Source organism: Rhizobium sp. IBUN, from assembly GCF_000510625.1.
Taxonomy (GTDB): domain Bacteria; phylum Pseudomonadota; class Alphaproteobacteria; order Rhizobiales; family Rhizobiaceae; genus Rhizobium; species Rhizobium altiplani.
The window spans coordinates 51,418-76,659 of record NZ_AZNV01000018.1 but is presented as its reverse complement, the minus strand read 5'-3'; the positions used below and the strand labels follow the sequence as shown (position 1 = coordinate 76,659).

The window sequence follows — 25,242 nt, the reverse complement described above, 5'->3', positions numbered from 1 at the left end:
TGTTCGCCCCGGACTGCGACGCTTTTCTTTCTCTTTGTGATTTCTGGCTCTTTGTGATTTCTGGGATATACTGGAAAATCATGAGCGTTCCGCATGTGGTAGCGCTGAGCTTGAAGCGTTGGCGGTGGGTGCCGCCAATCCTGATCTCGTTGTTCTTGCTGCTCTTAGCTCCAGGCATCTTCACGCTGTCGGCGTCGGCGCAATCCAATCGCGCTGCGGTCGTCCTCAAGGTGAACGGCGCCATCGGACCTGCAACGGCAGATTATGTCATACGGGGCCTTCAGCGTGCCGGCGGACATGCCAGCCTGATTATCCTTGAGATGGACACACCCGGTGGCCTCGACACGTCCATGCGGGACATCATTCGCGCCATCCTTGCCTCGCCCGTCCCAGTCGCCGGCTTCGTCGCACCGAGCGGCGCAAGGGCTGCCAGCGCCGGCACCTATATTCTCTATGCAAGCCACATTGCGGCGATGGCGCCAGGCACGAACCTCGGAGCAGCGACACCGATCGCGCTCGGGGTGAACCCTTTTGGCGGCGATGCAAAACCCGGGAAAGAACCGGACAAGCAAAATGACAAGCAAGTCGAGCCTCCAGCCAGTGCCAGCGAAAAGAAGATCATCAATGACGCGGTGGCGTATATTCGCGGGCTTGCGGAATTGCGCAATCGCAACGCCGACTGGGCAGAGCGGGCCGTGCGGGAAGGCGCGAGCCTTTCATCGACCGCAGCGGTGCGCGAACATGTCATCGATTTCACGGCGGTGGATGTCAACGATCTCCTCGCGCAAGCACAGGCGCGCGTGGTGCGGGTCGGTCAGACAGACATGCGAATTGATACCGCCGGTTTGACGGTACAGGAATTCGAGCCGGACTGGCGAACACGCCTGCTTTCGGTGATTACCGATCCAAACATCGCAATCATCCTGATGATGGTTGGTATTTATGGCCTTATCTTCGAGTTTCTTGCGCCCGGGACGATGTTTCCCGGAACGATCGGCGGCATCTCGCTCCTTCTGGGTCTCTATGCCCTGGCATTGCTTCCGGTGAGTTTTGCCGGCATCGGGCTCATTATCCTCGGCGTCGGATTGACGGTGGCCGAGATGCACTCGCCAAGCTTCGGCGCTCTGGGCATCGGCGGCGGGGTAGCCATGATCCTCGGCGCAACCATTCTGTTTGATACGGATATGCCGGGCCTTCAGGTTTCGCGCCCTGTACTTGGCGCAATCGCTCTTGCCAGCCTCGTTTTCAGCCTCCTGGTTGCACGCCTGGCATTTGCCTCGCGGTGGCGCAAAGTCGCGACGGGCGCTGAGCAGATGATCGGTATTTCGGGCCAGGTCGAGAGTTGGGCCGGGCCTACAGGCTATGTCATCACGCATGGCGAGCGCTGGAAGGCAATTTCCACCGAGGTGCTCGCCGCCGGGGACGCTGTCGAGGTGATCGCCCGCAACGGTCTGACGCTGGAGGTCGAGAGGCGCCCCGACAAGAGCTAGCGGCCTGAAGAGAGCAGGAGAACGTCATGGCTATGTTTGCAGATCTTGCCTTTTATCTTGTGGCGATCCTTATCTTGCTCGTGGTCATTGCATCGGCGATCAAGATCCTGCGGGAATACGAACGCGGCGTCGTTTTCACGCTTGGCCGCTTCACAGGCGTCAAGGGACCCGGCCTGATACTCCTGATCCCCTACGTCCAGCAAATGATCCGGGTCGACTTGCGCACGCGGGTACTCGATGTGCCGAGCCAGGACGTCATTTCTCATGACAATGTCTCGGTCCGTGTCAGCGCGGTGATCTACTTCAGGGTCATTGATCCCGGAAAGTCGACGATACAGGTCGAGGACTTCATGATGGCGACAAGCCAGCTTGCCCAGACGACATTGCGCTCGGTCCTCGGCAAGCATGATCTCGACGAGATGCTGGCGGAACGTGACCGGCTCAACCTGGACATTCAGGAAATCCTTGACGCCCAGACGGATGCCTGGGGCATCAAGGTCGCCACTGTCGAGATCAAGCATGTCGACATCAACGAATCGATGATCCGCGCGATTGCCCGCCAGGCGGAAGCCGAGCGCGAGCGCCGCGCAAAAGTCATCAATGCCGAGGGTGAACAGCAGGCGGCTGCAAAGCTCCTCGAAGCGGCCCAAGTGCTTGCCAGGCAGCCAGAGGCCATGCAGCTTCGCTATCTGAACACCTTGAACGTCATAGCAAGCGAGAAGAGCTCGACGATCCTGTTCCCCTTTCCGATGGAGTTCGGCAATCTCATGGCTCCCAAGCCGAAATGATCAAGCTTCAGGCTCGGCCCGCCGGTCATGATCATCTCAAGGGGCCTTATGCGCGATCGAAGCGCAATAGGCGAAACGCCGCGGGCCCTAGCGGACCGCCTTGACGCCCTCGAGGATCAGGGTCGTGGCGATGTCGGCATACTCGTCACGGCTGACCTGGCCGCCTGGGCGAAACCACATGTAGACCCAGTTCATCATGCCGAAGAGCGACATCGTCACTGGCATCAGCAGAGGCTTGCTGGCGTTGAGGTCGGGGTTGATCTCGATGATGGTATTGGAGAAGCGCTTGACGATCCGGCGCTCGATGGCGCGCAACTCGTCCAGCTGTTCTTGCGACAGCGCACTCGTGCCGTTCAGCTGCACCTTGTGCTCGTTGTCCGCATCGCGATAATTCTCCAGGACTTGCCGGACCAGCAGCCGAAGTCGCTCCTGAGGCGTCACACTGGGTTCGTCTGCGGCAGCAACGGCAGCTTCCAGTTCCTCGAGATGGTTGCGAATGATATCGAAAATCAACGCGTCCTTGCTCGGGTAATAGTGATAGAGCAGGGCTTTGGACACGTTGCTGCGCGAGGCAATGTGGGCCATGGAAGCTTTCTCCATTCCCATTTCAGCAAAGACGGCAGCGGCGCTGCTCAAGAGGCTGCGTTGTTTCTCTTCAAAGTCGATCGCGCGCGTTCGTGCCATATTATCCTGCGTTCCTGTTCTTCCTCCGCGCCCCCACGCGATGAGCCGAAGGGCTCGTGATTTTCAGCTTCCCGGAATGATCGTCACGCCGGGAAGCAGTAGCCTTATTCCTTTGGCCTGTTGTCGACGACCCGCTTTGCCTTGCCCTCGGATCGTGCGACTCCACCCGGGTCGCGAATCTCGATCTTCGTGGTAACACCAACGACGCTCTTGATGTAGTGGGCAAGGGATTTTGCCGAGGAGGCGCGTGCAATTTCGTCCGCAGCCTCGGGCGTGCACTCGACATGAACCGTCATCTGATCCATGCGACCGGCGCGGCTGAGCTCGATCTGGAAGTGCGGAGCAAGCCCCTGACACTTCAGAATCTGCTCCTCGATCTGGGTCGGGAAGACGTTGACGCCGCGAAGGATCATCATGTCGTCGGAGCGGCCGGTGATCTTTTCGATGCGGCGCATGGAGCGGGCCGTGCCCGGCAGCAGCCGCGTCAGGTCGCGCGTGCGATAGCGGATGATCGGCAGGCCTTCCTTGGTCAAAGTCGTGAAGACGAGCTCGCCCATTTCGCCATCGGGAAGGACCTCGCCCGTCGCCGGGTCGATGATTTCAGGATAGAAATGGTCTTCCCAGATGTGCAGCCCGTCCTTGGTCTCGACGCACTCACTGGCAACGCCGGGACCCATGACTTCGGAAAGGCCATAGATATCGACCGCATGCATGTCGAACGACTGCTCGATTTCCTGGCGCATCGCGTTCGTCCAGGGTTCGGCGCCGAAGATGCCGACCGCCAGCGAGCTCTCGCGCGGGTCGATGCCCTGTCTGTGGAACTCGTCGAGGATGGAGAGCATATAGGACGGCGTCACCATGATGATGCGCGGCCGGAAATCCTGTATCAACGTGACCTGACGTTCTGTCATGCCGCCCGACATCGGCACGACGGTACAGCCAAGCCGTTCGGCGCCGTAGTGGGCGCCAAGGCCGCCCGTGAAGAGCCCGTAGCCGTAGGCGACGTGGACCATGTCCCCAGGCCGGCCACCGGCAGCACGGATCGAGCGCGCCACCATATCCGCCCAGACGTCGATGTCCTTCTGCGTATAGCCGACGACCGTCGGCTTGCCTGTGGTTCCCGAAGATCCATGGATGCGCGTCAGCTTCTCGCGCGGCACGGCAAACATGCCAAAGGGATAGGTATCGCGAAGATCCTTCTTGGTCGTGAAGGGGAACTTTGCGAGATCGGCCAGCGACTTCAGATCCGACGGATGGACGCCCGCTTCGTCGAAACGCGCCCTGTAGAAGGGCGAATTCTCATAGGAATGGCTCAGTGACCACTTCATCCTGGCAAGCTGAAGTGCGGCGATCTCGTCACGCGATGCTGTTTCTATCGCGTCGAGGTCGCCAGGGCGGGGTGAAAGGTCTTCCATGTCTGTCTCTCCTCCGAGATGAATGACCGGCGGCTTTACGCCTCTTCCGGCAAAAGGGTGCCCTTGACGGTGCGCGAATGGCCACGGAACTCGGCAATGTGCTCGCCGTTCTGATTGGTCACGTTGATATCGTAAATGCCGCCACGCCCGCGCCGTGAAACCTCCCGCGCGGTTGCCGTCAAGCGATCGCCGGCAAAGGCCGGTGCAATGTAGGTAACCGAGCAATGCTGCGCGACGGCCCGCTGATTGTAGGTATTGCAGGCAAAGGCGAAGGCGGAATCGGCCAGCGTGAAGATGTATCCGCCGTGGCAGGTCCCATGGCCGTTGGTCATCGCCGGCTTGACGACCATCGAAATGACCGCCATGCCGGGTGCCACACGTTCCATCGCCATGCCAAGGTGACGGGAGGCATTGTCGTCGCGCCACATGGCGTCTGCGCAGGCGTTCGCAAGCTCCTCGGCCGTGAGAATGATCCTGTCGGTCATTGTCCCTTGAACTCCGGCTTGCGCTTTTCCAGGAAGGCGGCGACGCCCTCGGCATAGTCGGCACTGCGTCCAGCTTCGCGCTGCAGATCGCGTTCAAGCTCAAGCTGCTCATCGAGCGAATTGGTTGCCGCTGCCTGGATCGCGCGCTTGGTCATGCCGAGACCCTTTGTCGGTCCGGCAGCAAGTTTGGTGGCAAGGGTCCTGGCTTCATCGAGGAGTGCCGCATCGTCGACCGCCTTCCAGATCAGCCCCCAGCTTGCCGCCGTTTCCGCGTCGAGCGGCTCGGCGGTCAGTGCCAGCGCCTTGGCGCGCGCTTCGCCAAGCAGCCGCGGCAGGCTCCAGGTGCCGCCGGAATCGGGTACGAGGCCGATCTTGGCAAAGGCCTGAATGAAACGCGCCGAGCGCGCCGCCAGAGTGATATCGCATGCAAGCGCGATATTGGCGCCCGCACCCGCGGCAACGCCGTTGACGGCACAGACGACGGGCTTTTCCAGTGTCCTGATCAGCCGGATCAGCGGGTTGTAGAAAAGCTCGATCGTGCGTCCAAGGTCGGGGGCCGCCCCACCCTTGCGCGGATCGCGGTCGCCGAGGTCCTGCCCCGCGCAGAAGCCGCGACCGGCGCCGGTCAGAAGCACAGCCCGAACGGATGCATCCTGATGCGCACGTTCGAAGCCTGCCCTGAGCGCCAGGTGCATTTCTTCATTGAAGGCGTTGAGCTTGTCTGGACGGTTGAGCGTCAACGTAAGGACGCCATCGGCAAATGCCGATTGGACGGTGTCGGATTCGGACATGTTTCCTCCAGTTCCGCCAGGATCGGGCGGCTCATGAAAAAACTCTTGCATAAACCGACCGGCCGGTCAATTATAAATCCACAGCATGAGAGGAACATGTGAATGGATGCCCTTTTCGACCGCCACCAGCCAACCCTTGCCGCAGCCCTGAAGGCTGCGCAGGAACGCGGTTATTGGTCGGCCTATCCTGAAATCCCAAGCGGCAAGATCTATGGCGAAACCGCCAAGGACGATGGCCTGGCATCCTACAATGCCCGGCTCGGCAAGCCTTTTGCCTTGCCCGGCCATCCCGAGACGACGAAGGTCGGCGCGGAAGTCTCGCCATTTGGCCCGACGCTCGGCATCACCTACCCGGCTGCAGATGCAGACACGCTGATCGCCGCCTCGCAGGCTGCGGCACCCGCATGGGCGGATGCGGCGGTCAAGACCCGCGTCGGCATCTGCCTCGAAGTTCTGGCCCGCCTCAATCGCATCAGCTTCGAAATCGCCAATGCCGTCATGCACACAACGGGACAGGCCTTTGCCATGGCATTCCAGGCTGGCGGACCCCATGCACAAGACCGCGGCCTCGAAGCCGTTGCCTATGCCTTCGCAGAGATGACCCGCACGCCGGCTCAGGCCATCTGGACCAAACCGCAGGGCAAGGCCGAGCCGATCGTTCTGGAAAAACACTGGCGGATCGTGCCGCGCGGGATCTCGCTGGTGATCGGCTGCCAGACATTTCCGACCTGGAACAGCTATCCAGGCCTGTTTGCCAGCCTCGCGACCGGCAACACCGTCATCGTCAAGCCGCATCCGGGCGCAATCCTGCCATTGGCGATCACGGTTTCGGTCATTCGCCAGGTGCTTGCCGAAGAGGGATTTGACGCCAATATCGCGCTCCTGGCAGCCGATGCGCCGGGCGCCGAAATCACCCGCGATCTCGTTGAGAACAATGCGGTGCAGCTCATCGACTACACCGGCTCGAACAGCTTCGGCGATTGGGTGCGCAAGCATGCCGGAGACGCTCAGGTCTACACCGAAGAGGCTGGTGTCAATTCGATTGTCGTCGCCGGCACCGATGACTTTGCCGGCATGTGCGCCAACATCGCCTTTTCTCTCTCGCTCTACAGCGGCCAGATGTGCACCGCCCCGCAGAACATCTTCGTTCCAAGGAGCGGCATTAAGACCGATGAGGGCCACAAGAGCTTCGACGACGTAGCAAAGGCAATTGCCGCTGCGATCGACGACCTTCTTGCCGATCCCACACGCGCGGCCGGCGTCTGCGGCGCGATAGCCAACCCGGCGACGCTTAAGCGCATCGAGACCGCCCGTAGCCTCGGAACCCTGGTTCGCGATTCTGCCTCGCTCACGACAGGCGACGCCCGCACGGCAACGCCCCTCGTCCTTGCCGTCGATACCGACAAGACGGATGCGCATGAGGAAGAGCGCTTCGGTCCGATCGCCTTCATCGTCGCCGTTGCGGATGTTGCCGGGGGCATCGAAAAGGCGACAAGCCTCGCCCGCCGGAAAGGTGCGATCACCGCGGCACTTTATGACACCGACAGCAGCCGCATCGACGCTGCTGTCGACGCCTTCGCCAGGGCGGGCGTCAATCTCTCGATCAATCTGACCGGCGGCATCTTCGTCAATCAGAGTGCTGCGTTCAGTGATTTCCACGTCACCGGCGCCAACCCGGCCGGCAATGCCAGCCTGACAGACGCGGCCTTCGTGGCCAACCGCTTCCGAACCGTCATGTGGCGCCGTCCGAAGGCGGCGTGACGACTTTGACCTAACCTTTGTTCTCTTGGGAGGAGACTGACATGAAATTTGCGATGACCACCGCGCTCGCGGGTACGCTTGCGCTTGCGCTTGGCTTTGCCGGCGAAGCCCTTGCCGACATCCGCATCGGAGCGACTGTCTCGGAAACAGGACCCGCCTCGTTCCTTGGCGACCCTGAAGCCAAGACGCTGAAGCTCTTGGTCGACGAGATCAATGCGGCTGGCGGCGTTCTCGGTGAGAAGCTCGAGCTCGTCATCTACGACGATGGCGGCGATCCGAACAAGGCACGCACCTTCGCAACGCGTCTGGTCGAGGACGACGAAGTCACCGCGGTCATTGGCGGCACCACCACCGGCACCTCGATGGCAATCATCCCGGTTGCCGAAGATGCCGAGATCCCCTTCATTTCGCTTGCTGGCGCCATCGAAATCGTCGACCCGGTAAAGCCCTATACCTTCAAGACGCCGCATACCGATCGTATGGCCTGCGCAAAGATCTTCGACGACATGAAGAAGAAGGGCTTCACGAAGATCGGCATGATCTCCGGGTCCGACGGCTTCGGCGCCTCCATGCACAAGCAGTGCCTGGCCATCGTTGGCGACTATGGCATTGAGGTCGTTGCAGACGAAACCTATGGGCCGAGCGATGCGGACATGACCCCGCAGCTCACCAACATCAAGAACACGTCAGGCGTGCAGGCAATCCTCAACCCGGGCTTCGGCCAGGGTCCGGCAATCGTCACCCGCAACTACGCTCAGCTTGCCGTCGGTCTGCCGCTCTATCAGTCGCATGGTGTCGCCTCCAACGGCTTCATCGATCTGGCTGGCGCAAGTGCGGCCGAAGGCATTCGCCTGCCGGGTACCGCCCTGCTGGTGGCCGACCTCCTGCCGGAAAGCGATCCGCAGCGCGCGGTCGTTGCCGCCTACAAGAAGAGCTTCGAAACAGCGACGGGCAAGCCGGTATCGACCTTCGGTGGCTATGCGCATGACGCGCTGCGCATCCTCGTCGACGCGATCAACCGTGCGGGCAAAGCCGATCCCGCAGCCATTCGCGAAGCCATTGAGCAGACGAAGGGCCTCGTCGGAACGACCGGAACCGTCACCATGACGGCGGACGATCACCTCGGACTCGATCTCACGGCCTTCCGCATGCTGGAGATCCGTGACGGTAGCTGGAAGATCGTCGACTAAGTGCTGAACCGTGCTTTCGGGAGCGTGTGACGCTCCCGATCAGGCGCGGTGCAAAGGGAGGCAGCCATGGCCGAGTTCATGCAATTTCTGCTGTCCGGGGTGACGGTCGGTGCGGTCTACGCGCTGGTGGCCCTCGGCTTCACCATCATCTACAACGCATCCGATGTCGTGAACTTCGCCCAGGGCGAATTCGTCATGCTCGGCGGCATGATCACCGTCTTTTCCTATCAGGCGGGCATTCCACTGCCGCTGGCGGCGATCCTTGCCATCCTCGTGACGGCGGCGATCGGGGTCGCGCTCAACAAGCTCGCCATCGAGCCCGCGCGCGGTGCCCCCGTGGTGTCCCTGATCATCATCACGATTGGCGCCTCGATCTTCATCCGCGGCCTGACGCAGATCGCCTTCGACAAGCAATTGCATCGCTTCCCCGCCTTCTCGGGCGATACGCCGATCGCAATCGGCGGCGCGACGATCCTGCCGCAGAGCCTGTGGGTCGTTGCCGGCGCGCTCATGGTCTTCATTGGCCTCTGGCTGTTCTTCACCAAGACGCTCACCGGCCGCGCGGTGCTGGCGACAGCCAATAACCGCATTGCCGCGCAACTGGTCGGCATCAACACGCGCTACATCATGACGCTGAGCTTCGCGCTTTCGGCCGCGATCGGCGCCCTGGCAGGTGTGCTCGTCACGCCGATCACGCTGACCAGCTATGATGTCGGCATCTCGCTGGCGCTCAAGGGCTTTGCCGCCGCCATGCTGGGCGGGATGGGCAACCCGAAGGGAGCTCTCGTGGGAGGCCTGCTTCTCGGCGTCCTCGAGGCAATGACCGCCGGCTACATAAGCTCACAATATAAGGACGCGGCTGCCTTCATCGTCATCCTTGCCGTCCTCTTCGCCTTGCCGCAGGGCATCTTTGGCCGCAAAGTCACGGATCGGGTATGACGATGAAGCTGTCCTCGAAAACCACCGCGCTGCTTGTGCTGACGCTCGTCGTCGTCGCCCTGCCATTCCTGTTTCCCTCCTCCTACTATTTCCGCGTCGGCTCGCTGATCTTCGTCAACGGACTTGCGGTGACGGGTCTTGTCATCCTCACCGGATATGCCGGCCAGATCAGCCTCGGCCATGCCGGCTTCGTCGGGATCGGCGGCTACAGCTGTGCGCTTGCGCCTCTCCACATCGGTCTGCATCCAGCCTTGGCCGTCATCCTTGGCGCCGTGCTTTCCGCCCTTGTCGCCTGGCTGGTCGGACGGCCTATCCTGCGGCTGAAGGGGTACTACCTGGCCGTCGCAAGTCTCGGACTTGGTGCCCTGGTTGCCATGGTGCTTGCCAATGAAGCGGGATTGACCGGTGGTCCTGACGGCATTGCTGTTGCCGACCTCGGATTGAGGCCGCTCCTGAAGTCACTCGGTCTCGACATGTCGAACCCGGTCTTCTGGTATGCCTTTACCGGTCTCATCATGCTGATCGGCGCCTGGCTCGCACTCAACCTCTTTCACAGCCCGACCGGGCGTGCGCTGCGCGCCCTTCATGGCTCGGAGGTCGCTGCCCGCACCGTCGGCGTCGATGTCGCGAAATACAAGCTGAGGGCCTTCGTGATCTCCGCCGTCTATGCGTCGGTTGCCGGTTCCCTGCTGGCGCTGCAGAACAAGTTCATCACCCCGGATGTTGCCGGCTACATGCATTCGATCGAGCTCGTCACCATGGCGGTTCTCGGTGGTGCGGGTTCTGTCGTCGGGGCGATCCTCGGGGCCGCCATCCTGACGACGCTGCCTCAGGTCCTGACCGTCTTTCAGGAATATGAGCAGCTCGTGCTCGGCCTCATCATGATGCTCGTGATGATCTTCATGCGCGACGGCCTGCTTCCGAGCCTTGCGCGCCTGATCAGAGGGAGGGGAGAATGAGCCTGCTTCAAGTCGAAGGCCTCGGGATCGACTTTGGCGGCCTGCGTGCCGTCAATGATGTGAGCTTTTCCCTGAAGGCGGGCGAAATCGTCTCGGTGATCGGACCGAACGGCGCCGGCAAGACGACCCTCTTCAACATGATTTCGGGCGTCTACCTGCCAGGCCGCGGGCGTATCCTGCTCGCAGGGGAGGATGTCACTGGCCTCGGGCCGCATCTGCTCGCCGAACGCGGTCTCTCCCGCACGTTCCAGAACCTGCAGATATTCCAGACAATGACGGTGCTGGAGAATGTCACCGTCGGTCATCACCTGCACGAACGGGGATCCATTCTCGCCGATCTCCTCGGGCTCCCGGGCTCGCGCCTGAGAAGCCAGGCCTCGGAAGCCGGAGCCCGCGAACTGCTTAAGCGTGTGGGCCTTGCCCAGGCAGCCGAGAGAACTGCGGGCTCCTTGTCCTACGGCGCGCTGAAACGGCTGGAGATCGCCCGCGCGCTTGCCTTGCAACCACGCGTGCTGCTTCTCGACGAGCCGGCTGCCGGCTGCAACGCTGTCGAGACGGAGGAGATCGATCACCTGATCGGCGAGGTCGCGGCTGAGGGCGTTTCCATTCTGCTTGTGGAGCACGACATGAAGATGGTGATGCGCATTTCGAACCATATCGTGGTGCTCGATCACGGCGAGAAGATCGCAGAAGGAGAACCGGCAGCGGTCGCCCGCAACCCGCGGGTCATCGAAGCCTATCTTGGCGCGCAAGCGGTGGAGGCGGCTGATGTTGACGGTTGAAGGATTGCGCTCCCGCTATGGCCGCATCGAGGTTCTGCACGGCATTGATCTTGAGGTCGGCTCCGGCGAAATCGTCACCGTGGTTGGGGCGAACGGCGCTGGCAAGACGACGCTTCTGCGTTGCCTTTCCGGCATACAGCCGGTGTCATCAGGTTCCATAGTGTTTCGCGGCGAGAGCCTGAACAGTGTTCCAGCCTATCGCCGCCCGGCGCGCGGTCTTGCACAATCGCCCGAGGGACGGCAGATCTTCACGAACCTCTCCGTCGAGGAAAATCTGCGCCTCGGCGCCTTCCTGTTCTCGGACGACAAGGTTGAACGGGACATGCAGGAGGCATTCGTCATGTTCCCGGTGCTGCGCGAAAAACGCAATCTGGCGGCCGGGGGCCTGTCCGGCGGCCAGCAGCAGATGCTTGCGATTGCGCGTGCCCTGATGGCCCGCCCCTCCTGCCTGCTGCTCGACGAGCCAAGCATGGGACTGGCGCCGATCCTCGTCGCCCAGATCTTCGAGGTGGTGAAGGGCCTGCGTGCACTCAACGTCACCGTGCTGCTCGTCGAACAGAACGCCTTTGGCGCACTGTCGATTGCCGACCGCGGCTATGTGATGGAGACCGGCCGTATTACAATGTCGGGACCAGCTCAGGACCTGATTGCCGACGAACGAATTCGCGAAGCCTACCTGGGAATTTGACATCATGACCGTGACCATCGAACGAAACGGCGACATCGCCATCGTCACCATCGACAACCCGCCCGTGAACGCCTTGTCGCAGGCAGTGCGGCAGGACCTGTGGAATGCGGCCGAGACGCTGGACGCCGATCCTTCGGTGCGCGCAGTGGTGCTGATCTGCGACGGACGGACGTTCATTGCCGGCGCCGATGTCAACGAATTCGGCAAGCCGCCGATGCCCCCTCACCTTCCCGACCTCGTCGCTCGTATCGAGACGGCAGCCAAGCCGTGGGTTGCCGCAATTCATGGCAGCGCGCTTGGTGGTGGCTTCGAAGTGGCGCTCGGCTGCCGCTTTCGCATAGCCGTGCCGTCGGCAAGCGTCGGGTTGCCCGAAGTCCGCCTCGGCATTGTTCCGGGTGCCGGGGGTACCGTGCGCCTGCCACGGCTGATCGGACCGGCGCTTGCAACCGAGATGGTCACGACAGGTACGCCCGTGGCGGCGCCGAAGGCGCGGTCTCAGGGGCTGATCGATGCTGTTGTCGAGGGTGATCTGGAAAAGGGGGCGATCGACTTTGCGCGTTCTGCCATCGATCAGTCCCTGCCGCTTCCACTCCGCCAGCGCGGCGTGCCGGCCGTCGACGCGACGTTCTGGGAAACGACCTCAAGGGCGGTCGCCAGCCGCGCCAAACGCGAGGACGCGCCGCTTCGCGCGCTCGCCTGCGTAAGGAAGGCGGCGGAGGCCGATTTCGACACCGCGATGGCCTTCGAGCGCCAGACATTTCTCGAATTGCGCGGCTCACCCCAGGCCGCAGCCCTGCGCCACGTCTTCTTCGCAGAACGGGCAGCGCCCCGGCCGCCTGAGCTTGCAGGCGTGGAGCCCCGAAAGATCCGTTCTGCCGCCGTCATCGGCGGCGGCACGATGGGCGCAGGTATTGCGGCCGCCCTTCGTGATGCGGGCCTGCCGGTGACGCTGGTGGAGCGGGACGAGGCTGCGGTCGAGCGCGGCCTTTCCAACCTGCGTTCGATCTTCGAAGGCTCGGTCAAGCGCGGCAAGATCAGTCCAGACGTTGCGGCAGCCCGCCTGGCCGGCGTAACAGGAACGACCGACTACAGCCAGCTTTCCGCAACCGACCTCGTCATCGAAGCAGTGTTTGAGGATCTCGACGTGAAGCGCGAGGTCTTCAGCAGGCTTTCGACGGTCTGCCGCGCCGATGCGGTGCTTGCCACCAATACGTCCTACCTTAATCCCGATCAGATCGCGGCAGGCATCAGGCACCCGGAGCGCTTCCTCGGGTTGCACTTCTTCAGCCCGGCACATGTCATGAAGCTGCTGGAAATCGTACCGACTGCTCATACCGCACCCGCGACCCTCGCAACGGGCTTTGCACTTGCGAGGATGCTGAACAAGATCCCTGTGCGCGCCGGCATCTGCGATGGCTTTATCGGCAACCGGATCCTGAAAGTTACGCGCGCCCAGGCCGAACGGCTGTTGCTGGCTGGCGCGACGCCACAGGCGGTCGATACAGCGATGCGCAGCTTCGGATTGCCCATGGGGCCCTTCGAGGCACAGGACCTTGGCGGCCTCGACATTGCCGCTTTCCAACGCAAGGCGGCGCGTGCCCGTGGCGAGACCCCCTTCGCTCCAATCGCGGAACGGCTTTGCGCATTGGAACGCTTTGGCCAGAAAAGCGGTGGCGGCTGGTACGACTACGCGAAGGGCGATCGCACGCCCGGACACTCGGAAATCGTCGCCGACATCATTGCCGGGGAAGCCCGGGAAACGCCGCAGCGAGCGTGGGACGAAGCCAGCATCATCGACTGCATCGTCCTGCCGATGGTCAACGAGGCCACTAAGATCCTCGACGAGAAGGTGGCGTTAAGAGCTGAGGACATCGACCTCGTGGAAATCCACGGATATGGCTTCCCGCGCTGGCGCGGCGGTTTGATGCATTATGCAAAAGGGCGCGGACTTGCCGAAATCGCCGCAAGACTCGAGGGACTCGCCGCAGAGGGCCTTGCCGAAACGCCGTCTGATCTCCTGCGCAGATGCGCTGAAGGTGGTCAGTTCGTGTCCACATCTACATGATTTCCTTGGCGGAATATCCTCGTTTGCATTGATAGGGAGAAAACGAGACCTTGGCGAGACCCCAGGGCTCATAGGTCAGTTCAGCCGGCTCGTTCGCGAGGTTCAGGATGATCTTGTACTCGCCGCGATCGGTCTTGATCGAGCAGGCCTCGAAGGGATACGGCAAAGACGTTGGGTCATTGGCCTCGCCGTGCACCGACTTCAGGAGAACCCAGGGACGACGACCGCCCTTGTCTTTGTCCATCAGGATGGGTTCGATCTCGTCGATCTGCGCGTGAAGCATCTTGATTTCGGCAACGAGGTTTTCCGGCGTCGCGTCATAGGAAAACTGCGGCGAGAACATGAAGGAGAAGTAGATGAGGCCCGTCGCACCGTGAATGATCGATGACCAGGCCTGCAGGCGAAACTCCTCCGGCGTCGTGTCTCGGCCCACGTCGGCGTTATACTTGGTGACGCCCAAGAAAGAGAATTGCGGCCGCCCACCGCTCCATCGCAGCAACCGATCGATCGAGTGACCCTGCGGTGTGGAAGTGTAATCGTCAAGATCGAGGACCAGATCCCAGCCGGATGCGACAGGATAACTATCCTGCGCGAGCCAATCTATATAAGGACTGTCGGCGTAATCGCTCATGATTTTTTCGAGGTAAACATTGTTGATGTGGGCTCCGATATGGTTGATCCAGAGGGGTTTTCCACCACCAGACAACTCCTGGGCAGCGACATCAACCTCCGCAGGTGGCACCATCACGTCATAATAGGTAATGCCTGCACCGCCAGGCTTCAGATTTGAGGGCTCGTCAACGAGGGCAATTGCCAGAAGAAAGGGATTGCGGACATCCTGCTCGAATGCCGCCCGGTCAATGACTCGGTATTTATCGTCGACACCGGCTGGAGCACGAACGATATAAAGGCCCTGCTTCATTGCCTCGTTCGTCCATGTGATATAGTTCCCGCCGCCGTTTACCGTGAAGATGGTGTTTACGCCACGGTCACGCCATTCCGCCATCTTCTCAATGGGCTGCTGGTAGACACCCTTTACAAAAAAAGGAGGTCCAGGGAAGAGTGGGCGGTCATTTGCACTTGTCCGCCTCGTTCTACTGAATGCCAGCGCTCCCATCGCCACCGAAGCCAATGCCGCAAGCTTGAGAGCATCCCGCCGGCGAAGCTTGTTCCAAGATCGTTTCATGTGCATCGATCTTTCCCCCAGTCGACCTTTGTCCACCAGCCCCAAGACTGCGTCTTGCCAGCGGCAGGATGGAGCAGGCAGGAACCATTGAGAAGTGCGTCTCTTGAAACGAAGCGTAAGCTTTCCGGCTGACCGCCTAAGGAGGTACCGGTTCCGGCTGCCTTAACGCATGGGCGAAAGCGCCAGGCAGGCAATGCTTGCAATCGGTAGCCTATCGGCTAGGGCATGCCGAAACCACCTGCAGTGGGGGTCGTAACCGTCACAGCCTCGCCCACGTCCAAGACCGTCTGATCGCTAGCCTTCAGCGTGTCAACACGCCCATCAAGACGTCGAACTGTTGTGGATCCAACCTCCCCTTCGCAGCCACCATTGCCACCCTTTGGCGGCCGGTTGCGATGAGACGACAGGATTGCGCATTCCATGCGTTCGAGAAAGCGGATCGTCCGTTTCGTGCCGTCTCCAGCTTTCCATTTTCCCCTACCTCCCGACCCTTGCCTGATATGAAAGTCTTCAAGCAGGACCGGAAAACGGAGTTCAAGTATTTCGGGATCCGTCAGCCGGGAATTGGTCATGTGGGTATGAACACCGGACGTGCCAGCAAATGCGCGCCCATTGTTCATCTGGCCCGCCGGCGACCCCGAGCAGATCGTTTCGTAATACTGATAGCGCTCATTGCCGAAGGTCAGATTGTTCATGGTCCCCTGAGCGTTGGCCATTGCTCCCATGGCCCCGAAAAGCGCATTCGTCACATGCTGCGAGGTCTCGACGTTGCCGGCCACGACAGCGGCAGGATAAGCGGGCTTCAACATACAGCCGTCTGGAATGACGATTCTGATCGGCCTCAGGCAGCCGGCATTCATTGGGATATTGTCCTCGACCATCACGCGAAAGGCATAGAGCACGGCGGCTCGTGTTACAGGTTCAGGGGCATTGAAATTGTTCTTCTGAACTTTTGACGTTCCGGTAAAATCGACCGTCGCCTCACGCTTGGTCCGGTCAATGGTAATCTTGACCCTGATGATCTGACCGGTGTCAGTGGGATATTCATACTCGGAGGCATCGGGCAGACGTTCCAGGACCCGGCGCACGCTCTCGGCGGCGTTGTCCTGGACATGCCCCATATATGCCTCGACGACGGACAGCCCGAAATGCACAACCATCTTGCGCAACTCTACCACACCCTTTTCGTTCGATGCTATCTGCGCCTTGATATCACCGATGTTCTGTTGCGGATTGCGGGCAGGATAAGGGTGTCGGGTCAGAAGATCGTAGAGTTCTGTCTCGCGAAACTCACCCCGATCGACGAGTTTGAAGTTATCGAAGAGAATTCCCTCTTCGTCCACCGTTGTAGCAAGCGGCGTCATGGACCCTGGCGCGGTTCCCCCGATGTCGGCATGGTGCCCCCGAGACGCGACATAGAACAGAATGTCCTGTCCGATCTCATCGAAAACAGGCGTGACGACCGTTATGTCAGGCAGGTGAGTGCCACCATTGTAAGGTGCATTCAATGCGAAAACGTCGCCGGGACGGATCTTGCCCCGGTTCAAATGAATGATGGTCTCGACCGAACGGTCCATTGACCCGAGATGCACTGGCATATGGGGAGCGTTGGCGACGAGCGCCCCGGTACGGTCAAAAACCGCACAAGAGAAATCGAGCCGCTCCTTTATGTTCACCGAGTAAGCGGTGTTCTGCAGCGTCACGCCCATCTGCTCTGCAATCGACATGAAGAGATTGTTGAAGATCTCCAGCATGATCGGATCCGCATCGGTTCCCAATGCCGCGGCGTTTTGCTTCTTCTCGGTCCTTCGCAACAGCACATGATCCTTGGACGTGATCTGCGCTTGCCAGCCTGGCTCCACGACAATCGTCTGATTGGCTTCAATGATCAGTCCTGGGCCGGTGATCAGGGACCCTGGCGTCAGATCGGCTCGTCGGAAAACACCAGCATCCTGCCATGACCCCTCAACGAAGACATTCCGGCTTTCGCGCGGAGCGGCAACCCGGCGATCCACTGCACGGTCACTTTCGCCATACGTGGCATTGCTTCTATCGGTACCTTCAACGCCCACTGACTCGACGACGATATTCTTTGCGTCATAGATGAAACCGAACTGCGCCTTGTGAGCTCGTTCAAAATCGCTCTTTGCGCGGTCAACCGATCCTTCTTCGAAGTTCACAGGCAGCGTCGTATCGGTTCCGTCATAGCGTATGTGCAAGACGGACCTGAAATCGATCGCGTTTTCTGCAACCCCTTGAGCCATCAGTTCCCCAGAGACCTCACCGCTAAGGGAAGCGATCAACTCGTCAATCTCGGCTCTGACTTGTTCGGACAGTGGCTGCAGGAATGCTTGCTGGCGGGAGGCAAACACGGTCGAAAGCCCCATACCGTATGCCGACAAGAGGCCCGAATACGGGTGGATGAGGACGGCCGACATGCCAAGCGCATCGGCCACAAGACAGGCATGTTGGCCGCCGGCGCCACCGAAGCAGTTCAACAGGTAGCCAGTGACGTCATAGCCACGCTGGACCGAAATCTTCTTGATCGCATTCGCCATGTTCTCGACGGCGATCTTGACGAACCCTTCAGCCACGCTTTCAGGGGTAAGCTCGCTGCCCGCCTCGGCGGCAAGGATCTCGAATTTCTCGCGGACAACTGCTACATCGAGCGGCTCGTCCTGGTTCTGGCCGAAAATCGCCGGGAACAGGTCCGGCTGCAACTTTCCCAACATGACGTTTGCGTCGGTCACCGCCAGATCACCACCCCGGCGATAGCAGGCCGGGCCAGGATTGGCACCCGCAGAATCCGGGCCGACGCGAAAGCGACCGGCCTCAAAGTGAAGGATCGAGCCACCACCTGCAGCGACGGTATGGATTCGCATCATCGGCGCACGGACACGCACGCCCGCAACTTCGGTGTCAAACGCACGCTCATACTCGCCGTCGTAGTGAGCAACATCGGTTGACGTACCGCCCATGTCGAAACCGATGACCTTGTCGAAGCCTGCCAGTTTGGCGGTTTCCACCATTCCGACCACGCCACCCGCCGGCCCTGACAGAAGCGCGTCCTTGCCCTGAAACAGATCAGCCGCGGTTAATCCGCCGGATGACATCATGAACTTTAGTCGCGGCGCGCTGTCGTTTGACTTGTCGATGCCGAGTTCGGCAGCGACCTGCTGTACGTAGCGCGACAGAATCGGAGAGAGATAGGCGTCAACGACGGTCGTATCCCCTCGTCCAACGAGCTTGACCAGGGGAGAGACCTGATGACTGACGGAGATTTGTCGAAATCCAATTGCTTTGCAGAGGTCGGCAATCGCTTCCTCGTGCCGCGGATACCTCCAGGAGTGCATGAAGACGATAGCGACCGCATCGATCCCGTCGGATTTGGCCCTTTCGATCTTGTCCTTCACTGTCGCGAGGTCGAGTTCAGCCTCGATGGAGCCGTCCGCGCGAACTCGCTCGTCAACCTCAATGACCCGTTCATAGAGCTGCTCAGGAAGAATGATCTCCTTTGCGAAAATATCGGGTCGCGCCTGATAGGCGATCTGCAGGGCATCGCGAAACCCTTTGGTGATGAGAAGGAGAACCCTGTCCCCCTTGCGTTCAAGAAGGGCGTTCGTGGCAACTGTCGTACCCATTCGAATATCGCCAATGCGCTGGAACGGGATTGCTTCTTCCTTCCGGATGCCCAAAAGATCGCGAATGCCTTGAATCGCCGCGTCGCGATAAGCTTCCGGGTTTTCCGACAGCAGCTTGCGGGCGTGGAGACTGCCATCGTCAGCGCGCCCGATTACGTCCGTAAAGGTGCCGCCACGATCGATCCAGAAATCCCAGGCTCCTTCACTCATTGCCACCACCTTTACAGCTCTTTCTAAACAATCCAATTTGCTATAATTTGCCGATAAAATATCGATAAATCGTGAGTGACGCAAATATGAAAAGTGGCAAGCATTCCATCGGGCCAGTCGTGTCGGCGTCTCATCTTGCAGAGGGGGCGATGCCGGCGCTGTCAGAGATGGAATTTGCACTGACCGTTGCCGGGAATGCCTTTCAACGATGGATCATCAGATGCATGGCCGCAGCAGGCGCGCCGGGTCTTCAGTCCACCGACGTCCTCATCCTGCATGCCGCCAATCATCGCAGCCGCGAAAAAACCCTCGCCGACATCGCCGTCATGTTCAACATAGAAGACACGCATGTCGTGACCTACGCGGTCAAGAAGCTGCAATCCCTTGGCCTGGTCGAAAGCGGCCGCCGCGGCAAGGAAAAGACGATACGGGTCACCGACGAGGGCGAAAGGATCTGCCGGCGTTACCATGAAGTGCGCGAAGCACTTCTAGTCTCCGCAGTGACGTCGTTGGCACTCGATGAAGACGCTGTCAGCCAGTTCGCGGCGCTGATGCGGCTCCTTTCCGGTCAGTACGATCAAGCTGCGCGTAGTGCCGTCAGTCTATAAGACGATGTGCGATAACGATGGTCAGCCTGTATGGTCCCGTCTTTCCCGGTCGGTCCTCACCCAGACGTCGTTTCTGGCCGCGATATTGGGGTAGAGCCTGATCTTTGACATGGCATAGAGTGGCACCTGCGCCAGGTTTCGCAACGGAAGAACGGAACGGCCGTGTACGGCCCACGCAAGGCCAGCCGAACACAAGAGTATCATCGAATTTATTAGCGCAACCGCAAAGGGTAGCGTTGGACCACCGATCAAGGCCAGCAAGCCTGAGATCAACGTCATTGCAAACGTCGCAGCACCGAGAAGCGTGAGGGGTGGCACAAGAATATCGAAGAGCAGGACCATATAGCCGAACTTCGTCCAGTTTGCGGGCTGTATGACAGCTTTGCTCGCATGAAATATCATCGAAAGATGGCCACTCTCCCACCGCCTGCGCTGCGTCTCCGTGCCTTCTTTTGAGTGAGGGAAGTAACTCGTTACCAGCGCCTGCGGGCAGAACCGTGCGGTATGCCCCTGTCGTGCCAGGTCGAGGCTGAACTTCACGTCTTCAACCTGATGGCTGCTTGCCAGCCTCGCATCCTCGAGCAGCGACCACGGGAGTGCCATGCCGGTTCCCATGAGTGGACAGGGCAAACCAAGTCGCAAGAGTCCGAGAGGACGAACATGGTTCTTGACCAGATAGGCGAATTCCGCGGCCGCGAGTTTGTGACCTGAACCCGGAGGGGCAATTTGAAGGTTGAGAGCCTGTGCTGGACGTCTATTTGTCGCGACAGTGCTCACCAGATGATCCAGCGCTCCACTGCCAATGCGGCAATCGGCGTCGATGACGACGACTATTTTCGGTGGTGTTTGGCTCAAATATCGAATGCCCGCATCCAGTGCGTACCCCTTTCCCCGCTCAAGCCGGTTTTGGCGCTCGACAACCTCTGCTCCCTCGGCGCGGGCGATGTCAGCCGTATCATCACTGCAGTTATCGGCAACGACAACGAGCCGATCGCCCTGCCTCATCTCCCGCCTGATATTGCGAACTGTCTCGGCGATGCCGGAACTTTCGTCATGTGCCGGGACAAGAACCGCTACCGCGGGTCGGATCGCTATGGCCGTTGTCGGGGCTTTGCCTGCAAGCAAGCTTCCGGCCAAGCATTCGATCGCAAACACCATGATCGGAACAGCAAGTAGGAAGGACAAGATCGCGGAAGCGAACAGTATTGCCATATACAACAAAGTATTCCTCTTTGCTCGTCATTCTGTTCTCCAATAATATCACGTATCACTCCATTCATCCCACAATCACGACGTAGTTCTTTCTGCGTAATTCTTTCTGGTGACATCCGATCCGCCGTCTCCTCGCGGATACGCCCAATTGCTGAACGCGGGATAATTGCGCCATTGCGGCGATCTCGTAGTCTGTAAATCGAGCACAAAATCAAATGCTTGGCTTGCGCGCTACCGCAGCCGGAAAAGCGCTCGTCCGGCAACTCAATCTGCACGGGGAGATCATGGCGATATTGGACTATTCTCTCGCTCGAAATGTGCCCGTCAGTCGAGGGCATCGTCATTATTTTCTTGGCGCACCGTTCGATAACATCGGTCAGGATGCGGCCGTCAGACTTGTCACGGATAGCGACGGTTCGACTAAATTCCGCTACATCGTCACACCCAACGTTGATCACGTGGTCCGCCTCAGCGGAAACCGCCAGCTCGCTCCGTACTACGACGAAGCCTGGATGTCGCTTTGCGACAGCAAGCCGATTTCGACCTTATCACACGCCGTTTCGCTCGGCCTGCCTCTTGTTACAGGCTCGGACCTAACCGCACGACTATTCAAGACAGTGATCAAGGACGGCGACCTGATAACCCTGATCGCTGCCAACCCTCAAATCGTGCGCGACCTGGAAAGCGCTTATCCTGGAATTCGCTTTAGAAGCATGGTGCCTCCATCAGGTGTCTTGCATCATCCCCATGCGCTGCAGGCATGCGTCGACTTCGTTGCGGCAGAGAAGGCACGCTTCGTGTTCATCGCGATTGGGTCCCCGCAATCGGAAAAAATCGCTTACGCCCTGGCTCAGCGACCAGACGCTTGTGGAGTTGGATTGTGCATAGGAGCCTCATTGGAATTTCTCGTTGGAGCACAAAAGCGTGCGCCTCTATGGATGCGCCGCGCGGGGATGGAATGGGCGCACCGGCTGGCGTCCGACCCCAAGAGGCTTTGGCGGCGATACGCGTTTGCGGTGGCGCCGCTCACCCAGCTCTTCGTGAAGGAACTCGTCATCCGCGCGCGGAAGCATCCTTCGTAGCTCACCAACGATGACAGCATCCAACGGCGCCAGCCAGGCAATTTGGGGTCCTCCCGACAACACCTGCCGTCCAATTGCCGCATTGAGGTTTGCGGGAAACTGCCGTAGAGCTTCTTGCCAACGGGAGGAGCAAAGGCGCAGGTGAGTGTCGTCGGTTCGAGATTGACAGAGTGGCTCGTGCGGGTGATCTGCGCGATCGCACTTTTGTTTGCTGGCTTCGCCTATCAAGAAACGGGCATCACGAGTAGCGCCTTGGCCGCCGCGGAGTTCGCCGAATACGTTCTGCCAGACGGCACTCTGCCGGTAATCTGCGCCGACGGCAGCAAACACGCGGCCGATCAACATGATAAGTCGCATGTCCCTGGCTGCGAGGCGTGTCGGATCGGGCCGTCGATCCTTCTGCCTTTGCCCGACGCGATCAAGATCGCAGTCCTTCGCATCGGTACCCGCACCACTCCGCCGACAATGGTTGAGGGAAGGCGCGAAGAGCCGCGCCCGCCCAACAAAGGGCCAAGAGCGCCACCCCAACCTCCTGCTTTTGGATAGGCCGCGTCGCGGTCGACACCGTAGCGCTAGTGCCATTGTCAGTCGCCCCCCAAGAGGTCGACCGAGGTCACGGGCAACTTGCATTCTTCTTATATCCAGGCACATCGCAGGATGGGCGCACGATCATCGTCAGCCTCAACGCGACGGCCAAATCGAGAATAGCCATTATGAAAAAACTAATCATCCTCATGACGGGCCTGATCTTTGCCGGTTTTTTTGCTGCAATCGCTACCGCCAATGACGTGAAGGTGGGCGCCATCGATATCGCCCACCCCCGCACTCGAGCCATGGTGCCGGGCGCCAAGGTCGGCGGTGGCTACATGAACCTGACCAACACCGGTTCGGCCGATGACAGGCTCGTCAGCATCACGTCCGATCGGGCGGCAAAAACTGAAGTGCATCAGATGAGCGTCAACAACGGCGTCATGACCATGCGCCCCGTCGCCGGCGGCCTCGTCATTCCCGCCGGCCAAACAGTTGAGCTGAAGCCAGGTGGCTTCCACATCATGTTCATGGATGTTGCGCAGCCATTCAAGCAAGGGGAAACGATCAAGGCCACCCTGACCTTCGAGAAGGCGGGACCGGTCGATGTCGAGTTTACCGTCGGCAGCGCTGGCGGGACGAATGCGTCCGCAAAGGATGGCCACTCGGATATGGGCGGCATGGATATGTCCAAGCCACAGTAGAGGCGGCGACCAGCAGGCTCGCATGCGCTACCGCATCAGAACCGTGACCAGAATATGAGATAGAAACATGTCCAAACATTCACGCTTTGCCGCACTGTCGGCGATTGCACTCGTCGTCTTTGCCGGGCAGGCCTTTGCACATGCTCATCTGACCAAGGCCGTGCCCGCCGACGAGGCAACGGTCGCAGTCTCTCCCGACGAGCTCGACCTGCACTTTTCCGAAGAGCTGGATCTCAAGTTCTCCGGCGCGAAGATCATCGGCCCGGACAAGGCCTCAGTGAAGACCGGTGACGCCATGCTGATGGATGACGGAAAGACCTTGATGGTTCCGCTTTCGGAAAAGCTCAGCCCCGGCGCCTATAAAGTGGAATGGCACGTCCTTTCGACGGACGGCCATAAGACCACGGGCACGTACGGCTTCACGGTCAAGCCGTGACACCTGACGCCGCACTCGTCCTGTGCCGCTTCCTTTTCTATGGTTCCGCCATATTTTTGTGGGGCGCATCAGCTTATCTCTGCTGGATTGCGCCGGCAGATCTTGCGGCGCAGGTTAGCCGACGGCTCCGTCATTGCTATGGCCTCTCAACGCTTCTGATCGTCGGCACGACCGCGTTCCTGCTCCCGCTGCGAGCGGCTGCGATCGGCGAGGGCTGGGCCGACGCGTTCGCGCCGCAAGTGTTATCTTCCGTCCTTACAGGGACCAATGTCGGGCAGGCCTGGATTGCCCAGGCTGGTGCCGCCGGACTGTTGATCGTGTCTTGCCTGGTAACGGGACGTTTCAGACACGGAGCCCGCGCGGTGAGCGCCGCCTTGCTGCTCGTCAGCCTCACGCTCAGCGGCCATGCCGCGATGCACAGCGGCTGGTTACGCATGATGCATCGTCTCAACGACGGTGTTCATCTCCTGTCGGGTGGCGCCTGGCTCGGCGCTTTGGTCCCGATCGTCGTCACCCTGCCGTTATTGAGAGATACCCGATGGCAGAAGGACGCACGGACGGCTTTGATGCGGTTTTCGAGTGCCGGCCATGTTGCGGTGGCACTCGTCATCACGACCGGCATCATCAATACAGCACTGATTGTCGGATCTGCTCCGCTGGACTGGCAGCTCGAGTATCAGCTTCTGCTCAGCACCAAGATCCTGATTGTGTTAGCCTTGATTGCGCTTGCGATCGGCAATCGCTACCTTCTTGTTCCGAGGCTTGCTCGCAACCCGTCGCTCGAGCCCCTCAAGTGGGCGACTGGCGCCGAAATAGCCCTGGGTCTTACAGTGCTTGGCCTTGTCGCCGTGTTTGGCATGCTGCAGCCGACCTGAGCGGCTCGATGTGAAACAACTACGTCAAATGACGGTGTCGCTGATCTTTTCGCTTTATCCCCCTGATCCCGCGTGCCATTTTCGGGACAACGTGCACAACGTAGGGGCCTCCCATGTTTTCAAAGATTTCCAGATTTAGCGCCGCGCTCGCGGTTTGCGTCCTTGCTCCATCGCTCGCCTTCGCCCACACCGGCACTGGCCAGACAATTGGGTTCGCCCACGGCTTCACGCATCCGGTCTCCGGGCTCGATCACGTTCTCGCGATGATCCTCGTCGGCGTTCTTGCCTGTCAGCTCGGCGGCCGTGCACTGTGGCTCGTGCCGACCACCTTTGTCTCGGTCATGGCGATCGGCGGCGCACTCGGCATGATGGGAATTTCCGTTCCATTTGTCGAAGCCGGCATTGCTTTTTCCGTGATCGTCCTTGGTGCCGTCGTCGCGCTGGACATCCGCGCTCCGCTCGCCATCGCAGCCGGTGTCGTCGGCCTTTTTGCTGTCTTTCATGGACATGCGCACGGCTCCGAAATGCCCGCGGCTGCAGGTGGCGTTGCCTATGCGGCAGGCTTCATGCTGGCAACGGCGACACTGCACATTGCCGGCATAGCCCTCGGCTATCTGCTCGCCAAAATGAGCGAACGGCAGGGTTCAATCGTCATGCGCTCGGCTGGCGGCACGGCGGCACTCGCCGGCATCGGGCTGTTTACCGGCCTCATCTAGCAAATCG

The 25,242-nt window shown here is 60.2% G+C and carries 22 protein-coding genes; 15 read left to right on the top strand and 7 right to left on the bottom strand.

The features are described 5' to 3' along the window. Positions 1-80 precede the first annotated feature (80 nt). Positions 81-1,490 (top strand): nodulation protein NfeD, encoded by a 1,410-nt coding sequence (locus tag RHIBUN_RS0117585; RefSeq protein ID WP_025660535.1) that lies wholly within the window; start codon positions 81-83, stop codon positions 1,488-1,490. A gap of 26 nt (positions 1,491-1,516) precedes the next feature. Continuing rightward, complete coding sequence (locus RHIBUN_RS0117580; RefSeq protein WP_025660534.1) at positions 1,517-2,278, top strand: slipin family protein; 762 nt, start codon at positions 1,517-1,519, stop codon at positions 2,276-2,278. Between the two features lie 87 nt (positions 2,279-2,365). Here RHIBUN_RS0117580 and RHIBUN_RS0117575 read toward each other — a convergent pair whose 3' ends face one another. From RHIBUN_RS0117575 to paaG, 4 genes are all read right to left on the bottom strand, one after another. Then, the gene (locus RHIBUN_RS0117575; protein WP_025660533.1) at positions 2,366-2,962 is read right to left on the bottom strand and encodes a TetR/AcrR family transcriptional regulator; all 597 of its coding nucleotides are present in this window, start codon (positions 2,960-2,962) and stop codon (positions 2,366-2,368) included. A gap of 104 nt (positions 2,963-3,066) precedes the next feature. Then, the gene (gene paaK / locus RHIBUN_RS0117570) at positions 3,067-4,377 is read right to left on the bottom strand and encodes a phenylacetate--CoA ligase PaaK (protein WP_025660532.1); all 1,311 of its coding nucleotides are present in this window, start codon (positions 4,375-4,377) and stop codon (positions 3,067-3,069) included. A gap of 35 nt (positions 4,378-4,412) precedes the next feature. Next, positions 4,413-4,862, bottom strand: coding sequence for a hydroxyphenylacetyl-CoA thioesterase PaaI (paaI, locus tag RHIBUN_RS0117565; protein ID WP_025660531.1), 450 nt, complete (start codon positions 4,860-4,862; stop codon positions 4,413-4,415). Continuing rightward, positions 4,859-5,653: a 2-(1,2-epoxy-1,2-dihydrophenyl)acetyl-CoA isomerase PaaG gene (gene paaG, locus RHIBUN_RS0117560; RefSeq protein ID WP_025660530.1), complete on the bottom strand. Its 795-nt coding sequence runs from the start codon at positions 5,651-5,653 to the stop codon at positions 4,859-4,861. Before paaG ends, paaI begins: the two co-directional genes overlap by 4 nt. Positions 5,654-5,755: 102 nt before the next feature. On the opposite strand from paaG, the gene paaN reads away from it, so the two are divergent. The 7 genes from paaN to RHIBUN_RS0117525 all read left to right on the top strand — a co-directional run bounded on the left by paaN (position 5,756) and on the right by RHIBUN_RS0117525 (position 14,037). Further along, positions 5,756-7,414 carry a phenylacetic acid degradation protein PaaN gene (gene paaN, locus RHIBUN_RS0117555; RefSeq protein ID WP_025660529.1) on the top strand — a complete coding sequence of 553 codons (1,659 nt, stop codon included), beginning with the start codon at positions 5,756-5,758 and terminating at the stop codon, positions 7,412-7,414. A 41-nt stretch (positions 7,415-7,455) separates the two neighbouring features. Continuing rightward, complete coding sequence (locus RHIBUN_RS0117550) at positions 7,456-8,604, top strand: ABC transporter substrate-binding protein (RefSeq protein ID WP_025660528.1); 1,149 nt, start codon at positions 7,456-7,458, stop codon at positions 8,602-8,604. 66 nt (positions 8,605-8,670) lie between these two features. Continuing rightward, positions 8,671-9,543 (top strand): branched-chain amino acid ABC transporter permease, encoded by an 873-nt coding sequence (locus RHIBUN_RS0117545; RefSeq protein ID WP_025660527.1) that lies wholly within the window; start codon positions 8,671-8,673, stop codon positions 9,541-9,543. Continuing rightward, positions 9,540-10,502 carry a branched-chain amino acid ABC transporter permease gene (locus RHIBUN_RS0117540; protein WP_037217037.1) on the top strand — a complete coding sequence of 321 codons (963 nt, stop codon included), beginning with the start codon at positions 9,540-9,542 and terminating at the stop codon, positions 10,500-10,502. Before RHIBUN_RS0117545 ends, RHIBUN_RS0117540 begins: the two co-directional genes overlap by 4 nt. Further along, positions 10,499-11,284: an ABC transporter ATP-binding protein gene (locus tag RHIBUN_RS0117535; protein ID WP_025660525.1), complete on the top strand. Its 786-nt coding sequence runs from the start codon at positions 10,499-10,501 to the stop codon at positions 11,282-11,284. The genes RHIBUN_RS0117540 and RHIBUN_RS0117535 overlap by 4 nt, the downstream gene beginning before the upstream one ends. Then, on the top strand, positions 11,271-11,972 hold the full coding sequence (locus RHIBUN_RS0117530) for an ABC transporter ATP-binding protein (protein ID WP_025660524.1): 702 nt from the start codon (positions 11,271-11,273) through the stop codon (positions 11,970-11,972). The genes RHIBUN_RS0117535 and RHIBUN_RS0117530 overlap by 14 nt, the downstream gene beginning before the upstream one ends. 4 nt (positions 11,973-11,976) lie before the next feature. Then, positions 11,977-14,037 carry a 3-hydroxyacyl-CoA dehydrogenase NAD-binding domain-containing protein gene (locus RHIBUN_RS0117525; protein WP_025660523.1) on the top strand — a complete coding sequence of 687 codons (2,061 nt, stop codon included), beginning with the start codon at positions 11,977-11,979 and terminating at the stop codon, positions 14,035-14,037. On the opposite strand, the gene RHIBUN_RS0117520 is transcribed toward RHIBUN_RS0117525, so the two are convergent. Then, complete coding sequence (locus tag RHIBUN_RS0117520; protein WP_245271680.1) at positions 14,030-15,043, bottom strand: hypothetical protein; 1,014 nt, start codon at positions 15,041-15,043, stop codon at positions 14,030-14,032. The genes RHIBUN_RS0117525 and RHIBUN_RS0117520 overlap by 8 nt on opposite strands. Before the next feature lie 398 nt (positions 15,044-15,441). Beyond that, on the bottom strand, positions 15,442-19,074 hold the full coding sequence (locus RHIBUN_RS0117515; protein ID WP_025660521.1) for a hydantoinase B/oxoprolinase family protein: 3,633 nt from the start codon (positions 19,072-19,074) through the stop codon (positions 15,442-15,444). Positions 19,075-19,223: 149 nt separating this feature from the next. Here RHIBUN_RS0117515 and RHIBUN_RS0117510 point away from each other — a divergent pair, with 149 nt between their 5' ends. After that, positions 19,224-19,682 (top strand): winged helix DNA-binding protein, encoded by a 459-nt coding sequence (locus RHIBUN_RS0117510; RefSeq protein ID WP_245271679.1) that lies wholly within the window; start codon positions 19,224-19,226, stop codon positions 19,680-19,682. Between the two features lie 21 nt (positions 19,683-19,703). On the opposite strand, the gene RHIBUN_RS0117505 is transcribed toward RHIBUN_RS0117510, so the two are convergent. After that, positions 19,704-20,840: a glycosyltransferase family 2 protein gene (locus tag RHIBUN_RS0117505; protein WP_245271683.1), complete on the bottom strand. Its 1,137-nt coding sequence runs from the start codon at positions 20,838-20,840 to the stop codon at positions 19,704-19,706. Positions 20,841-21,109: 269 nt separating this feature from the next. Here RHIBUN_RS0117505 and RHIBUN_RS0117500 point away from each other — a divergent pair, with 269 nt between their 5' ends. The 5 genes from RHIBUN_RS0117500 to RHIBUN_RS0117475 all read left to right on the top strand — a co-directional run bounded on the left by RHIBUN_RS0117500 (position 21,110) and on the right by RHIBUN_RS0117475 (position 25,235). Then, positions 21,110-21,976: a WecB/TagA/CpsF family glycosyltransferase gene (locus RHIBUN_RS0117500; protein ID WP_245271678.1), complete on the top strand. Its 867-nt coding sequence runs from the start codon at positions 21,110-21,112 to the stop codon at positions 21,974-21,976. A 713-nt stretch (positions 21,977-22,689) separates the two neighbouring features. After that, entirely contained in the window at positions 22,690-23,208 is a 519-nt protein-coding gene (locus RHIBUN_RS0117490; RefSeq protein WP_025660516.1) for a copper chaperone PCu(A)C, read from the top strand. 67 nt (positions 23,209-23,275) lie between these two features. Beyond that, positions 23,276-23,644, top strand: a complete 369-nt coding sequence (gene copC / locus RHIBUN_RS0117485; protein ID WP_025660515.1) for a copper homeostasis periplasmic binding protein CopC — start codon at positions 23,276-23,278, stop codon at positions 23,642-23,644. Beyond that, complete coding sequence (copD, locus tag RHIBUN_RS0117480; RefSeq protein ID WP_025660514.1) at positions 23,641-24,519, top strand: copper homeostasis membrane protein CopD; 879 nt, start codon at positions 23,641-23,643, stop codon at positions 24,517-24,519. Before copC ends, copD begins: the two co-directional genes overlap by 4 nt. Before the next feature lie 113 nt (positions 24,520-24,632). Then, on the top strand, positions 24,633-25,235 hold the full coding sequence (locus RHIBUN_RS0117475) for a HupE/UreJ family protein (RefSeq protein WP_025660513.1): 603 nt from the start codon (positions 24,633-24,635) through the stop codon (positions 25,233-25,235). The last annotated feature ends 7 nt before the right edge of the window (positions 25,236-25,242 follow it).